This window comes from Mesorhizobium sp. M2A.F.Ca.ET.043.02.1.1 (assembly GCF_003952405.1).
GTDB lineage: Bacteria > Pseudomonadota > Alphaproteobacteria > Rhizobiales > Rhizobiaceae > Mesorhizobium.
Genome location: NZ_CP034445.1, coordinates 4,496,328 through 4,511,676 on the forward strand (window position 1 = coordinate 4,496,328; position 15,349 = coordinate 4,511,676).

Annotated in this window: 13 protein-coding genes and 1 pseudogene; 12 read left to right on the forward strand and 2 right to left on the reverse strand. The window is 63.9% G+C overall.

The genetic code is table 11. The features are described from left to right. Positions 1-102 precede the first annotated feature (102 nt). The 8 genes and pseudogenes from EJ068_RS21395 (at position 103) to EJ068_RS21430 (ending at position 9,478) form a co-directional block, all read left to right on the forward strand. Positions 103-567, forward strand: coding sequence for a MerR family DNA-binding transcriptional regulator (locus tag EJ068_RS21395; protein WP_127250805.1), 465 nt, complete (start codon positions 103-105; stop codon positions 565-567). A gap of 227 nt (positions 568-794) precedes the next feature. Next, positions 795-2,591, forward strand: coding sequence for an acyl-CoA dehydrogenase (locus EJ068_RS21400; RefSeq protein ID WP_127250792.1), 1,797 nt, complete (start codon positions 795-797; stop codon positions 2,589-2,591). Positions 2,592-2,643: 52 nt separating this feature from the next. Then, positions 2,644-3,816: an acyl-CoA dehydrogenase family protein gene (locus EJ068_RS21405; protein WP_127250791.1), complete on the forward strand. Its 1,173-nt coding sequence runs from the start codon at positions 2,644-2,646 to the stop codon at positions 3,814-3,816. A gap of 33 nt (positions 3,817-3,849) precedes the next feature. Then, a complete protein-coding gene (locus tag EJ068_RS21410; RefSeq protein WP_126079360.1) occupies positions 3,850-5,058 on the forward strand; it encodes an acetyl-CoA C-acetyltransferase in 1,209 nt (402 codons plus the stop codon). Positions 5,059-5,070: 12 nt separating this feature from the next. After that, positions 5,071-7,290 (forward strand): 3-hydroxyacyl-CoA dehydrogenase NAD-binding domain-containing protein, encoded by a 2,220-nt coding sequence (locus EJ068_RS21415; protein WP_129554853.1) that lies wholly within the window; start codon positions 5,071-5,073, stop codon positions 7,288-7,290. Between the two features lie 12 nt (positions 7,291-7,302). After that, positions 7,303-7,843, forward strand: a pseudogene (locus tag EJ068_RS21420) (thioesterase family protein). 95 nt (positions 7,844-7,938) lie between these two features. Further along, positions 7,939-8,577: a helix-turn-helix transcriptional regulator gene (locus tag EJ068_RS21425; RefSeq protein ID WP_126079357.1), complete on the forward strand. Its 639-nt coding sequence runs from the start codon at positions 7,939-7,941 to the stop codon at positions 8,575-8,577. Positions 8,578-8,587: 10 nt separating this feature from the next. Then, entirely contained in the window at positions 8,588-9,478 is an 891-nt protein-coding gene (locus EJ068_RS21430) for a thermonuclease family protein (protein ID WP_245463179.1), read from the forward strand. On the opposite strand, the gene EJ068_RS21435 is transcribed toward EJ068_RS21430, so the two are convergent. Then, entirely contained in the window at positions 9,441-11,090 is a 1,650-nt protein-coding gene (locus EJ068_RS21435; RefSeq protein WP_127250789.1) for a lysine--tRNA ligase, read from the reverse strand. The two genes, EJ068_RS21430 and EJ068_RS21435, sit on opposite strands and share 38 nt — an antisense overlap. A gap of 210 nt (positions 11,091-11,300) precedes the next feature. Here EJ068_RS21435 and EJ068_RS21440 point away from each other — a divergent pair, with 210 nt between their 5' ends. Further along, on the forward strand, positions 11,301-11,714 hold the full coding sequence (locus tag EJ068_RS21440; RefSeq protein WP_127250788.1) for a tellurite resistance TerB family protein: 414 nt from the start codon (positions 11,301-11,303) through the stop codon (positions 11,712-11,714). A 15-nt stretch (positions 11,715-11,729) separates the two neighbouring features. On the opposite strand, the gene EJ068_RS21445 is transcribed toward EJ068_RS21440, so the two are convergent. Continuing rightward, on the reverse strand, positions 11,730-12,551 hold the full coding sequence (locus tag EJ068_RS21445) for a transporter substrate-binding domain-containing protein (protein ID WP_189439105.1): 822 nt from the start codon (positions 12,549-12,551) through the stop codon (positions 11,730-11,732). A 278-nt stretch (positions 12,552-12,829) separates the two neighbouring features. Here EJ068_RS21445 and EJ068_RS21450 point away from each other — a divergent pair, with 278 nt between their 5' ends. From EJ068_RS21450 to EJ068_RS21460, 3 genes are all read left to right on the forward strand, one after another. Next, positions 12,830-13,561, forward strand: coding sequence for a LuxR family transcriptional regulator (locus EJ068_RS21450; protein ID WP_127252124.1), 732 nt, complete (start codon positions 12,830-12,832; stop codon positions 13,559-13,561). 274 nt (positions 13,562-13,835) lie between these two features. Next, positions 13,836-14,474, forward strand: a complete 639-nt coding sequence (locus tag EJ068_RS21455) for a GNAT family N-acetyltransferase (RefSeq protein ID WP_127252122.1) — start codon at positions 13,836-13,838, stop codon at positions 14,472-14,474. A gap of 14 nt (positions 14,475-14,488) precedes the next feature. Next, positions 14,489-15,238: an enoyl-CoA hydratase-related protein gene (locus EJ068_RS21460; protein WP_126079352.1), complete on the forward strand. Its 750-nt coding sequence runs from the start codon at positions 14,489-14,491 to the stop codon at positions 15,236-15,238. The last annotated feature ends 111 nt before the right edge of the window (positions 15,239-15,349 follow it).

The following is a 15,349-nucleotide window of genomic DNA, read 5'->3' on the forward strand; positions in this document are numbered from 1 at the left end:
GATTGATTTGTTGTTGCAACCACGATTGGAAGCACGCCCCCGCTTCCATTCAGGCGACGCTTGGTCCGCGACCGCGACGCCACCAGGGGAATGCCAGTGACCATGAAACTTGTTTCGCCCGGCGAAGCCGCGGCCAATACCAATGACATACCAGCCGAGGCAGGCGAGGAATTCGTCCGCATCGGTGAGATGGCCAAGAAATACGGCGTGACGCTGCGCACGCTGCGTTTCTATGAAGACAAGGGCCTTCTCAATCCTCATCGCGACGGCTCGACCCGTCTCTACACGCGCCGCGACAAGGCTCGGCTGAAGCTGATCCTGCTCGGCCGCAAGGTCGGGTTCTCGCTGCGCGACGTCAAGCAGATGATGGATCTCTACGATCCGACCGGCACCAACACCAAGCAGCTGCGGCTGGCGCTCGACAAGTCGGAGAAGCAGCTCGCTCGCCTGCAGAAGCAGCGGGCGCTGATCGATGATGCTATCGGCGAGCTGAGCAACTCGATGTCGGTCGTGCGGCAGATGCTCGTCGAGCGCACCGCGCCGCCGCAGGCCAGCGCCGTCGGCTGATCGCCCGCTCTTCCGGAATACCGGGACGTAGAAAGCCGCGTGGCTATGGCCGCGCGGCTTTTTTGTCGTCACAATGCCTGACCGCTCACAAAAATTTCAGGCTGCGACGAAGTTGACGTTTACGCAAACGTCAATATTTGCTATCGCAACATCGACATTGGCCCGGTCTCCCTGTCCGGGAGAGGCGACTTGCCGGCCGGGCCGGGACTGTAAGGGTGGAGGAAGGCATGACGATCTACAGGGCCCCGATCCAGGACACGCTGTTCGTGCTCAACGACGTGCTGGGCTATCAGCGCTATTCCAATCTTCCGGGCCTCTCGGACGCGACGCCCGACGTGGTCGAGGCGATCCTCGCCGAAGGCGCCAAGCTCGCCGAGAACGTCATGCATCCGCTGAACCGGGTTGGCGACATGGAAGGCTGCGTGCGCCATGACGACGGCTCGGTGACGACGCCGAAGGGCTTCAAGGACGCCTACGACCAGTATCGCGAGGGCGGCTGGATGGGGCTTGCAGCACCCGCCGAGTTCGGTGGCCAGGGCCTGCCCTATGCGGTCCACACTGCCGTCTCCGAATACATGATTTCGGCCAACATGGCGCTGATGATGTATCCCGGCCTGACGCAAGGCGCCATCGCGGCCATCGTCACCCATGGCACGGACGAACAGAAGGCCACTTGGCTGCCGAGGCTGATCGAGGGCGGCTGGACCGGCACCATGAACCTCACCGAGCCGCATTGCGGCACCGATCTCGGCCTGCTGCGCACCAAGGCCGTTCCCAACGGCGACGGCACTTACAGGATTTCCGGCCAGAAGATCTTCATCTCCGCCGGCGAGCACGACATGTCGGACAACATCGTCCATCTGGTGCTGGCCCGCGTCGAGGGCGCGCCGGAAGGCGTCAAGGGCATCTCGCTGTTCATCGTGCCGAAGTTCAAGCTTGATGCCGCTGGCAATCCCGGTGAGCGCAACACGCTCTCCTGCGGCTCGATCGAGGAGAAGATGGGCATCCACGGCAACTCGACCTGCGTCATGAATTATGACGAGGCCGAGGGCACGCTGCTCGGCGAATTGAACGGCGGCTTGAAGGCTATGTTCACCATGATGAACGAGGCCCGCCTCGGCGTCGGCCTGCAGGGGCTTTCGGTCTCCGAGATCGCCTATCAGAACGCCGTCTCCTACGCCAAGGACCGGCTGCAGGGGCGCTCGCTGTCGGGTGCCAAGGCGCCGGACAAGAAGGCCGATCCGATCATCGTCCATCCCGACATCCGCCGTTCGCTGATGACCATGAAGGCCTATAACGAGGCCGGCCGCGCGCTGGCATTGTGGACGGCGATCAAATCCGACGTCGCGCATCGTTCCGGCGACGACAAGGACCGCCAGGCGGCCGACGATTACACCGGCCTGATGACGCCGGTGGTCAAGGGCGTGCTCACCGACAAGGGTTTCGACCACGCGGTGATGGCCCAGCAGGTGTTCGGCGGCCACGGCTATATCGAAGAGCACGGCATGAGCCAGTTCGTGCGCGATGCCCGCATCGCCATGATCTATGAAGGTGCCAACGGCATCCAGGCGCTCGACCTCGTCGGCCGCAAGCTGGCGCAGAATGGCGGTCGCGCCGTGCAGGCCTTCTTCAAGGAGCTCGGCGAGTTCTGCGAGGAGAACCGCACTGATGAGAAGATGGCGCCCTTCACCAAGGCGCTGAAGAAGGGTCTCAACGACCTGCAAGCGGCTACGATGTGGCTGGTGCAGAACGCCATGGCCAAGCCCGACAACGCAGGCGCCGCCTCGACCGACTACATGCATCTCTTCGGTCTCGTGGCGCTGGGCTATATGTGGGCCCAGATGGCGAAGTCCGCGCAGGCCAAGCTCGCGGAAGGCGCCAACGGCGCTGCGCCATTCTACGATACCAAGCTGGTCACGGCGCGCTTCTTCATGGAGCGCATCATGCCGGAAACGGCGACGCGGCTTGCCCGCATTTCCAGTGGCGCGGACACGCTGATGGCGTTGCCGGCGGAAGCGTTCTAGATTCGGCGGGCCGGCGCCGCCGGCCCACAATCGTCGGAACGCGGAGGAAAACGTGGCGACAAATCCAGCCGAAATTCTTGGTCTTCCGAAGCCCGCCTGGGCGGCGGACGAGGTCGGCATGCTCCACGACATGGCGTCCCGCTTCATGGCCGAAGAGATCGCGCCGCGCTATGACGAGTTCGAGAAGAACGAGATGTTCGACCGAGAGAGCTGGCTGAAGGCGGGCGCCGCCGGGCTGCTCTGCGCTTCCATGCCGGAGAAATATGGCGGCTCGGGCGGGACTTTTGCGCATGAGAGCGCGATCATCGAGGCGATCGGCCATGTCGGCGTCGACGGTTTCGGCATCGGCCTGCACAATTCGATCGTCGCACCCTACATTCTTCACTACGGCTCCGAGGAGCAGAAGCAGAAATGGCTGCCGAAGCTTGCGACCGGCGAGCTTATCGGCGCCATCGCCATGACTGAGCCTGGCGCCGGCTCCGATCTGCAGGGCGTCAAGACCCGTGCCGAGAAGGACGGCAACCACTACAAGATCAGCGGCTCGAAGACCTTCATCACCAATGGCCAGCTGGCCAACCTGATCATTGTCGTCACCAAGACCGATCCGGACAAGGGCGCCAAGGGCACCTCGCTGATCGTCGTCGAGACCGACGAGGTCGAGGGTTTTCAGCGCGGCCGCAACCTCGACAAGATCGGGCTGAAGTCGAACGACACGTCCGAGCTGTTCTTCAACGACGTGCGCGTGCCGACCTCCAACCTGCTCGGCCACGAGGAAGGCAAGGGCTTCGTCCAACTGATGCAGCAATTGCCGCAGGAGCGCCTGCAGATTGGCACGGGCGCGATCGCCATGATCGAGCGGGCGCTGGCGCTCACCATCGATTACGTCAAGGAACGCAAGGCCTTCGGCAAGGCCGTCATCGATTTCCAGAACACCCAGTTCAAGCTGGCCGAACTGAAGACCGAGGCCACGATCGGCCGCGTCTTCTACAATGACTGCGTCGCCCGCCACATCGACGGCGGCCTCGACCCAGTGACCGCCTCGATGGCCAAATACTGGCTCAGCGACCTGCAGGGCAAAGTCGTCGACGAATGCCTTCAACTGCATGGCGGCTATGGCTACATGAATGAATATCCGATCGCCCGCATGTACCGCGACGCCCGCGTCCAGCGCATCTATGGCGGCACCAACGAGATCATGAAATTGCTGATCGGGCGCTCTCTCTGAGCGCGGCGGCCGGCAAAGCCAAGGAGCACGAAAATGACTGAGGCTTACGTCTATGACGCCGTGCGCACGCCGCGCGGCAGGGGCAAGAAGGATGGCGCGCTGCATGAGGTGCCGGCGGTGCGGCTCGCCGCGAAGACGCTCGAGGCGTTGCGCGACCGCAACGGGCTCGACACGGGCAATGTCGACGACATCATCTTCGGCTGCGTCGACCCGGTCGGCGAGGCGGGCTCGGTCATTCCGCGCGCCGCCGCCTTCGAGGCCGGCTACGATACCAAGGCGCCGGGCATGCAGATCTCGCGTTTCTGCGCTTCGGGCCTCGACGCCATCAATTTCGGCGCCGCCAAGATCGCGCAAGGGGCGGACGAGATCGTCATTGCCGGCGGCGTGGAATCCATGTCGCGCGTCGGAATGGGCATGTCCGGCGGTTCCTGGTTCATGGATCCGTCCGTAGGCCTGCCCGGCTGGTTCGTGCCGCAGGGCATCTCGGCCGACCTGATCGCCACGAAATACGGCTTTTCCCGCGATGACGTCGACGCCTATGCAGTCGAAAGCCAGAAGCGCGCCGGCAAGGCGTGGGAAGAGGGCCGCTTCAAGAACTCGGTGATCCCGATCAAAGACCAGAACGGCCTGTTGATCCTCGACCGCGACGAGCACATGCGGCCCACGACCGACATGCAGTCGCTGGCCTCGCTCAACCCGTCCTTCGTCATGCCGGGCGAAATGGGCGGCTTCGACGCGGTGGCGGTGCAGAAGCACCCGGAGGTCGAGGAAGTGAACCACGTCCACCATGCCGGCAATTCGTCGGGCATCGTCGACGGTGCTGCCGCCGTGCTGCTCGGCTCGAAGAAGGCCGGCAAGTCCATGGGCCTGAAGCCGCGCGCGCGCATCCGCGCCTTCGCCAATATCGGCTCGGAGCCGGTGCTGATGCTGACCGGTCCGGTCGACGTCACCGAGAAGCTCTTGAAGCGCGCCAAGATGAAGCAGTCGGACATCGACCTGTTCGAGCTCAACGAGGCCTTCGCCTCCGTCGTGCTGCGCTACATGCAGGCCTTCGACATCCCGCATGACCAGATCAACGTCAATGGCGGCGCGATCGCCATGGGCCATCCGCTCGGCGCCACCGGCGCCATGATACTGGGCACGGTGCTGGACGAGCTGGAGCGCCGCGACCTCACCACCGCGCTGGTCACGCTCTGTATCGGCGCCGGCATGGGCACCGCCACCATCATCGAACGCGTCTGAGGGAGAGAAGAGATGAGCTACACCAATTTCACCCTCGACGTGGATGCCGACGGCATTGCCTTGATCACCTGGGACATGCCGGATCGTTCGATGAACGTCTTCACCGAAGAGGTGATGCGCGAGCTGGACGCCATCGTTGATAAGGTGGCCGGCGATGCCGCCATCAAGGGCGCGGTCATCACCTCCGGCAAGGATACATTCTCCGGCGGCGCCGACATCACCATGCTGCAGAAGATGCTGGCCACCTTCGCCGCGGAAAAAGAGAAGGATCTCGACAAGGCGACCAAGGCGCTGTTCGAGAATGCCGGCTATATGACCGGCCTGTTCCGCAAGATCGAGACTTCCGGCAAGCCTTGGGTGTCGGCGATCAACGGCACCTGCATGGGCGGCGCCTTCGAGATGTCGCTTGCCTGCCACGGCCGCGTCGCCGCCGATTCCGACAAGGTGAAGATGGCGCTTCCCGAAGTGAAGATCGGCATTTTCCCGGGCGCCGGCGGCACCCAGCGCGTGCCGCGGCTGACGGACCAGCAGCAGGCGCTGCAGATGCTGACCACCGGGCAGAACCTGTCGCCGCAAAAGGCGAAGCAGATGGGGCTGATCCATGAGATCGCGGAGCCGAAGAAGCTCGTCGAGACCGCCAAGGCGATGATCAAGAACGGCCTGAAGCCGGTGGCGCCCTGGGACGAGAAGGGCTTCAAGCTGCCGGGCGGTCCGATCTATTCGGCGGCCGGCGCCAATCTCTGGCCGCCGGCTATCGCCATCCTGCGCCGCGAGACCTATGGCAACTATCCGGCCGCGGCCGCGATCCTGAAATGCGTCTATGAAGGCCTGCTGGTGCCGTTCGACACCGCGCTCAGGATCGAGCAGCGCTATTTCACCGAGATCATGCAGACCAAGGAAGCGGCGGCGATGATCCGCTCGCTGTTCCTGTCGCTGCAGGAACTGAACAAGGGCGCGCGGCGCCCGGCCGGCGTGCCGGAAACCAAGTTCAAGAAGATCGGCATTCTCGGCGCCGGCTTCATGGGCGCCGGCATCGCCTATGTCACCGCGCGGGCCGGCATTCCGGTCGTGCTGCTCGACCGCGACCTGGCTTCGGCCGAGAAGGGCAAGGCGCATTCCGACAGCCTGATGGCCGATCAGGTCAAGAAGGGCCGCGCCAAGCCGGAAGACAAGGACAAGCTCCTGTCGCTGATCACGCCGACGGCGGACTATGCCGACCTTGCCGGCTGCGACCTCGTTGTAGAGGCGGTCTTCGAGGATTCGGGCGTGAAGAAGGATGCCACCGAGAAGGCCGAGGCGGTGCTGAAGTCGTCGGCGATCTTTGCTTCCAACACGTCCACGATTCCGATCACCGCCCTGGCAAAGAACTCGGCGCGGCCGAAGAACTTCATCGGCATCCACTTCTTCTCGCCGGTCGACAAGATGATGCTGGTGGAGATCATCCTCGGCAAGAAGACGGGCGACAAGGCCCTGGCCGTGGCCTTCGACTTTGTGCGCGCCATCAAGAAGACGCCGATCGTCGTCAACGACACGCGCGGCTTCTACGTCAACCGGTGCGTGCTGCGCTACATGTCGGAAGCCTACAAGATGCTGATCGAGGGCGTCCCGGCGCCGATGATCGAGAACGCCGCCAAGGCCGCCGGCATGCCGGTCGGCCCGCTCGCTCTGACCGACGAGACGGCCGTCGACCTTGCCCAGAAGATCATGAAGCAGACCATCCGGGATCTCGGCGAGAAGTCCGTCGATCCGAAGCAGATGGCTCTGATCAACACCATGGTCGACACGCATGGCCGCTTCGGCCGCAAGAACGGCAAGGGCTTCTACGACTATCCGGCGAAACCCGCGAAGAAGAAGCTGTGGCCGGGCCTGAAGGACCTCTATCCGCAGCAGAAGCCCGAAAAGGTAGATTATGAGGAGCTGAAGGAGCGGCTGCTGGTCACCATAGCGCTGGAAGCGGCGCGCGTGATGGAGGAAGGCATCGTCACCGATCCGCGCGAGGCCGATGTCGGCTCGGTCCTCGCCTTCGGCTTCGCGCCCTTCACCGGTGGCGCGCTGTCCTACATCGACGGCATCGGCGCCAAGCGTTTCGTCAAGATCGCCAAGGGACTGCAGAAGAAATATGGCGCCGAGTTCAAGGCGCCGAAGCTTCTGCTCGACATGGCTGAGAAGGGCGAGACCTTCTACCTGCGCTTCGACCCCTACCAGAAGGGCGAGGTCAGAGAGGCGGCCTGACGAACCCCGACCATGTATGTCTGGGGGCGAATGGCACGCACCATGGCCACGGCGTCGAGCCGTGGCCCCTATCGGGCCGGCGAGGAAAGCCGGCTCGCCTTTCGCTGCCTACCGATCGACATCGACTTCAACCTGCATCTGAACAACGCCCGCTACATGATGCTGGCCGATCTCGGCCGCATCGATCTTCCTGCGCATCGGCCTCATCGCGCTGGCACGCAAGAATGGCTGGGCGCCAATGATCGGCGGCCTGCAGGTCGCCTATGTGCGCGAGATCAAGCTGTGGCGCCGCTTCGAGGTGATCTCGTCGATCGAGGCCTGGGAAGGCACGTCGGTCATTGGCCGTCGCCGTTTCGTTCTCGATGGCGGCGAGACGGCGGCGCTGATCCTGACCACCGGCGGCGTCTATGACCGCGGTGGGCGTCGCTTCCTCGACATCGACGAGGTCGTCGCGGCGCTCGGCTGCGCCGCCCGGCCGCGTCCGCCGACCGAAACCGAGCGCGCCTTCATGATTTCGCACAAGAATTTGCGCGAGCAGGCCAAGCAGGTCTGATCGTCGGCGATCCGACCCTTCGCCAGTGGACAATCAGATGGTCGCGCGCTAGACAGGCTTGAGGCATTTTTTCCTGTTTTCGAAGGAGAGCGGACTTGCTCTCACACGATCGCGTCTGGGCCGCAATCGACGCTCTCGCCGAGCGCTATTCGCTGTCGGCTTCCGGCCTCGCCCGGCGCGCGGGCCTCGATTCGACGGCCTTCAACAAGTCGAAGCGCCTGTCTTCCGACGGCAGGCCACGCTGGCCCTCGACCGAATCGCTGGCCAAGATCATCGAGGCCACCGGCGCGTCGCTCGAGGAATTCACTGGACTTGTCGAAGGGCGCGCTGCCTCCGTCGCCCAACACCGCAGCGCCGTTCCCCTGCTTGGCTTCGCTCAGGCCGGCGCCGGCGGCTTCTTCGACGATGCCGGCTACCCGGCGGGGCAGGGCTGGGATCTGGTCGAGCTTCCCGCGCGGGCGACCGAGACCTCATACGCGCTGCAGGTGCAAGGCGATTCCATGCTGCCGCTCTACCGCAATGGCGATGTGCTGATCGTCGAACCCGGCGCGCCGACGCGCAAGGGCGACCGTGTCGTCGTCAAGACCACCGCCGGGGAGGTGATGGCCAAGGTGCTCGACCGGCAAACGGTGAAGTCGATCGTGCTGGTTTCGCTCAACCCCGCCCATCCGGACCGTGACATCCCGACGCGCGAAATCGAATGGGTGGCGCGCATCGTCTGGGCGAGCCAGTAGGTTCGGGCCGGTGCGGCTTCTTCAGATCATCCTGACGGTTCTGGCGGTTCCGGTGATGGCCGCGCTCGTTGTGGCGGGCGGCCGCGTGGTCAAGGGGCATGAGAGCGTCATCATGGTCGATCAGATCGATCCCATCGCCGATGCGCTCCCCACCGCCGGGGACGATGCGCTCTCCGCCTCCGGCGCGGATACGCTCCCGGAAGAGCCGACGACCTCGGCCATTCCCGCGCCAGCCGCTCCACCGAACCCCGTTGTTCACTCGAGGGCCATCGATCCCGACGTCGTGGCGCCGCCCGAGCTGTCGGACCAGGAACTCGAACGGGTCGAACCGCGCGCGCCGCTCAGCGATCTGGCGCTGGCCGGACCGCCCAAGCCGCCCAAAACGAAGATGCCGGGCGACTGGAACGGCACCAAATTGTTCCAGCCGGTCGCCACCGCCGCCGGGCTGATCGAGGCGAAGGGCTATGCGGTCTCCGTGTCCGGCGTGGACGCCGTCAAGACGGACGAGACCTGCAGCGACCAGGGCCAGACCTGGGCCTGCGGCACGCGCGCCAGGACAGCCTTCCGCGCGTTCCTGCGCGGCCGAGCGGTCGCCTGCGCGGTGCCGCCGGAGGGCGGCCGCGATACCATTTCCGCCGAATGCCATATCGGCAATCAGGACATCGGCCAGTGGCTGGTCGAGAACGGCTGGGCGCGCGCCGCGCAAGGCGGCCCCTATGTCGAGGCCGAGAACAAGGCCCGCTCCGGGAAGAAGGGTATTTTTGGCCCGGCGCCGAAGCTTGACGGCCTGCCGGCGGTGCCGGCCATGTCGGGTCCGGCGCCCGTGGCGCCGGATTCGATCCTGCCGGCCGAGGGCGGCGCCGTTACGCCGCCAACTGACCAGCCAGCGCCCGCTCAATAAGCGCGCGCGTCTCGGCAATGCCGTAGAGTGCGGCGAAGGAACCGAAGCGCGGTCCGCGTTCCTGCCCGATCAGCACCTGGTAGATCATCTGGAAGAAGGCGACGGACACGCCGGGTCCGCCTTCCGGGCTCTGCTTGGAATGGTCTTGGTAGCGCTCGATCTTGCGCGCCACGTTGAGCGCGGCATTCTGGATCGCTTCGCTGTCGGCGCCTTGCGGCAGCGCGCCGAGCGCTTCGGAAAGCCTCGCCAACGCCTCGCGCTCCACCTCGTCGGCGGCGCGGTAAACCTTGGTCGGCTTCACGAAGTCGTCGAAGTAGCGGATCGCGTAGCCGGTCAGCCGGTCGAGCTCCGGATGCGTCTTCGGTGTCACGCCAGGCGCATGCCGCGAGATGAAACCCCACAGCACCGCCTTGTCATGCGCGTTGGAGGCGCTGACAAGGTTGAGCAGCAGCGCGAACGGCACCGGCAGGTCGATGGCCGGCGGGTTGCCGTCATGCATGTGCCAGACCGGATTGCCCAGCCGCTCCTTCCAGTCCTGGCGCGGATAGGCGCCAAGGAAAGCGTAATACTCGTCCACCGCCTTCGGGATGACGTCGAAATAGAGCTTCTTCGCCTGCCGCGGCCGCTGGTACATATAGAGGCCGAGGCTCTCCGTCGGCGCATAGGTCAGCCACTCGTCGATGGTCAGGCCATTGCCCTTCGACTTCGAAATCTTCTGGCCTTCCTCGTCGAGGAACAACTCGTAGACGAAATGCTCCGGCGCGCGGCCGCCGAGGATGTTGCAGATGCGGTCGTAGATCGCCGCATTGGTCTGGTGGTCCTTGCCGAACATCTCGAAATCGACGCCGAGCGCCGCCCAGCGCATGCCGAAATCCGGCTTCCACTGCAGCTTCACATGGCCGCCCGTGACGGGCAGCGTCGTCTCGGTGCCTTCGTCGTCGAAAGTGACGGTGCCGGCCTTTGCGTCGACATTTATCATCGGCACGTAGAGCACGCGGCCGCTCTTCGGCGAGATCGGCAGGAACGGGCTGTAGGTCGCCTGGCGCTCCGGCCCGAGCGTCGGCAGCATCACACCCATGATGTCGTCATAGCGTTCGGCGGCGCGCAGCAGCACCTCGTCGAAGCGGCCGGCCTTGTAGTACTTGGTCGCGCTGGCGAACTCGTAATCGAAGCCGAACGTGTCGAGGAAGCGGCACAGCATCGCGTTGTTGTGGTCGGCGAAGCTCGCATAGTCGCCGCCGAACGGATTGGGCACCGAGGTCAGCGGCATATGCAGATGGGGCTCGAGCGCGGCGCGGTCCGGCACGTTGTCGGGGATCTTGCGCATGCCGTCCATATCGTCGGAGAAGCACAGAAGCTTGGTCTTGACCTTGTCCTGCGTCAGCACGCGGAAGGCATGCCGCACCATGGTTGTGCGCGCCACCTCGCCGAAGGTGCCGATATGCGGCAGGCCGGACGGGCCGTAGCCGGTCTCGAACAGCACGGTCTCGGGGAAATCCTTGCCCTTGTACCGGGCGATGATTTTCTTCGCTTCCTCGAACGGCCAGGCCTTGCTCTCGGCCGCCGCGGCATGCATCTCGGGATTGAGATCGATGATGTTTGATCCCGTCATATCGAAGTTCCAGTCATGGCCGTCTTGCGGCGGATAAGATTTTGTCGACCGGTCTCTAGGCGCGACGGGCCGGAGCGTCAACGATATGCGGCGGTTTTCCTTGCGGCGCCACAATTGCGCTCCTACGTTCGAGCCTCACTTCCAAATGCATGTCACCCAGAAGTGTGTCGCGGTTTGGGGGAATGACATGCACGCTGTTAGGAGTTCTGAATGCCGTTGTTGACGCCGCACGAAGCCCTGATCCACCTGATGGTCATCACCTCGGCTTCCGATCGCGACATGACCGATGTCGAGCTGGCGCGGATCGGCGACGTCGTCCGTTCCTGGCCGGTCTTCGTCGACTTCAACCAGGACAGGCTGATTCCAGTGGCGCAAGCCTGCCAGAAGGCGCTGCATGAGAAGGGTGGGCTGGAAGGCGTGCTGGCCCGCATTGCCGAAGCGCTGCCGGACCGGCTGCGCGATACCGCCTACGCCGCCGCTTTCGAGGTCGCCGCCGTCGATCTCGAAATGCGCATGGAGGAGGTCAGGGTGCTGCAGCTCATCCGCCTCAAGCTCGACCTCGACACGCTGACCGTGGCCGCGATTGCGCGAGCGGCCAAGGCGCGCCTACGCACGCTGACTTAGCGTTGGCAGCAACCTTCAGAAGAAGCTGACGGGAAAATAGCGCAGATAGAACTCGGCGAAGGTGCCCTTGATCGAGATTTCCTGCAGCGCATAGTCGAAGGCGGCGGCCAGCGCCGGATCGCCCGCCCTGGTGGCGATCGCCATGCCCGAGCCCAGATACTCCGGCGCCAGATACGGACCGCCGGCAAAGCGGCAGCAGCCGGCCGCGTCGGAACCGCCCAGCCAGAAGGCGAAGCGCATGCCGTCGCCGAAGGCGGCGTCGACCTTGCCGGCCTTGAGATCGGCATAGAGGGCTTCCGGTGTGTCAAAGGTCACCACCTGCACGGTGCTGAAGTAATCGCGCAGCATTTTCTCATGCGCCGAGCCGGCGACGACGCCGACCCGCTTGCTGCGCAGCTTGTCGAGGATCGGCTCGGCGAAGGCCTTCGCCTTCGGCATGATGAAGCGTGCCGGGAACTGCATGTAAGAGCGCGAGAAGGCGTATTTCTCGCGGCTCGCCGGCGTCGCGGCGATGCCGGCAATGATCGCCTCGCCCTCGCCCTTCTGCAGGGCATCCTCCAACTCGTTCCACGGCAGGGCCTGGATCTGGCATTTCTCGGCGACGCCCAATTCCGCGCAGATCGCCCGCGCCAGGTCGATGTGGAAACCGGACAGGCGACCCGAGCCGTCGAGGAAGTTGAAGGGCGGAAAATCGGTGGTTGTGAGGAATCTGAGTCGCGGCAGAGCGGAGAGATCGGGTTTCGGCAACCGCTCCTTGGCGTCCCACAGCACCGGCACCTGCGGCTCCGCCCCTTGAGTCGCGCCGGCAAAGGGCAATACGCCGGCAAGTGCGGACATCAGGGCCAGAGTTATCCACCGCAAGATCACGATATGGCTCCGCCCTCGTCCCCGTTCGCAGGCTTTTCGTATGAAAATGATGCAGGCACAACGGTTTTTGATTTCAAGCGGTTAAATTAAGCGTATGGTTCAACCCGTTGCAAACGACCCTGCGCGCCGGAAGGGGGAAGCTACCGGCTTTTCGGAGATCATTGCGACCCGTGGTTGATGGCGAAGGGGTGTTCGAGCGTCTACTATCGGCAACGAAAAAGCAGAAGCAACATGGGGTAGATGTTGCGATGGGCCTGTTTGACAGAACTCTGGAATATATAGACCAGTTGCAGAATGCTGGCACCGCGGCGGCGGTTTGCGAGAGGCTGCTGGGCGTCACTTCGAATTTCGGCCTGACCGCCCTGATGGCGGGAACCGTGCCGCAACCTGGCACGCCACGCGGCCGGCAGAAACAGCATGTGATGCTTTGCGATTGGCCCGGCGAATGGCTGGAGCGCTACGTGGCGCGCAACTATGTCGACCACGATCCGGTCGTCAGTCACATGAAGCAGCTTCAGGCGCCGTTCCAATGGCGGGACGCGTCCAAGAACGCCGTAATCGACAAGAGCAGCGACGAGGTCATGGGCGACGCGCGCCAGTTCAAGCTGCGCGACGGTCTTGCGTTTCCGTTGGTCACGCTCGACGGCCAGATCGTCATGGTCTCGCTGGGCGGTGAATCCGTTGAACTGTCGGACCAGGAATTCGGAATGGTCTCGCTGGCGTCGACCTATGCGATCGGCCGCGCCATGCAACTGCACACCAAGGCCGACAGCATCGTCGATCATATAGAATTGACGGCACGTGAGCGGGAATGCCTGCAATGGGCGGCCGTTGGCAAGTCCGAATGGGAGATATCTCAAATTTTAGGCATCTCGGAACACACTTCCGAGAAACATCTTCTTAACGCCAAGAGCAAACTCGGCGCAGCCAACCGGGTGCAGGCAGTCGCAGAGGCCATCAGGCGCGGCTACATCAGTTAGCCCGGCCGGCCGACCTGGAAAATTTCGGCCTGCGCAATCACGTGATATTTTCAGAAAAGCGCAGCCGAATCTCCCTCTTGGGAGAGGGCTAATGATTTCTTAACGCCAAATCAAACTGGGCACCGCCAACCGTGTGCAGGCAGTCGCGGAGGCGATTAGGCGTGGCTATATTAGCCAGGTCGGCCGTGCTGGCCTAGAATTCTTGCCTACGCGTTCGCGTAATATTTTCGGGAAAGCCCGGCCGTATCATCCTCTTAAGCCCAGGAGACGGCTAATGCTTTTCGCCCTTACCACTCAGGAATTGATGGAACGCCCCGACCTTTGGGAGGCCGTCCATCGCCTGCGCTACAAGATCTTCGTCGAGGAGATGGGATGGACCGATCTCGACCGTCCCGACCAGCTCGAGATCGACCAGTTCGACCATGACGAGGCCGAACACCACCTTGTGATCCGCAACGGCGAACTGGCCGGTTACCAGCGCATGCTGCCGACGACACGGCCGCATCTTCTGACGGACGTGCTGTCCGATCTCTGCGAGGGGCAGTCCCCCTCGGGACCGAATGTGTGGGAACTGACCCGCTATGCGGTGGCTCCGGGTTTTCGTGACGGCAAGCGCGGCGTCTCGACGGTCGGCACCGAACTGATCGCCGGCTTCGTCGAATGGGGCCTGAAGCGCAACGTCAACCAGGTCATCATCGAGTTCGAGCCGATGTGGGTGCTCAGGGCGTTGCAACTGCACTTCCTGGCAAAGCCGCTCGGCTACCAGCGCTCCTATGGCAACCAGCAGGTTGTGGCGACCCTGCTCACCTTCACCGAGCATACGCTCGAGGTCGTGCGAGCCCGCCGCAACCACTTCCTGCCGGTGCTGAACCGGGGTTATCCGGGCCTGCTTGGCCTGAAGCAGGCTTCGTGAGCCGGGAGGTGATCATGAGTTTCCATCCCGAACCGGAACTGCGCGGCCATACACTGGTCGTCACCGTGTCCTCGCATGACGGCCGGCCGGTGCTAGATCGGCATGCCTATGCTAGCCTTGCCAGGACCCTCCACGAGGCGGCCGTCAATGACGAGGTCCGCGTCGTCATGCTGCGCGGCCTTGCCGGATGCTTCTGCCTTGGCGGCGATTTCTCGGAGTTCCTCGATGCCACCAAGCACCGGGAACTGATCGCCGCGGTCACCGACATGTTCCGCATGCTGGCGACCTTCCCCAAGCCGGTGCTTGCCTGCGTCGACGGCGATGCCGTCGGCGTCGGCTGCACCATCCTGTTCCACTGCGACATGGTGATCGCCTCGAAGGGCAGCACCTTCAGGGTGCCGTTCGTCGATTTCGGCCTGGTGCCGGACGCGGCGACCAGCATCCTGGCGCCCCAGAAGCTCGGCTATGCGGGCGCCTTCCGCTTCTTCTGCCTGGGCGACACGCTCGGCGTCGAGGATGCCAAGGCCCTCGGCCTTGTCGGCGAGATCGTGACGGAAGGCAGCGCCGAGGAAGCAACGCTGGCGAGGGCGAAACAGCTCGCCAAGAAGCCGGTGGCGGCATTGCTGCAGACGCGGAGCCTTCTCAAGGGCGATACGGCGGTGTTGTGCGATCGTATCGACCACGAGATCACGCTGTTCCAGCAGGCGCTTCAGGATGACACCACGCTGAAGCGGCTGCAGCGGATCGCCCGCCTAGCCGCCTGAGCGGCCGGCATGAAAGTCTCAGCGCCGCGCGAGCCGAAAGCCGCGCGGCGCTGTAATTCATGCTCTTGATTGGTGTATCCCGTTTTTCCGGGACCGCCGCGCACCTCCGGG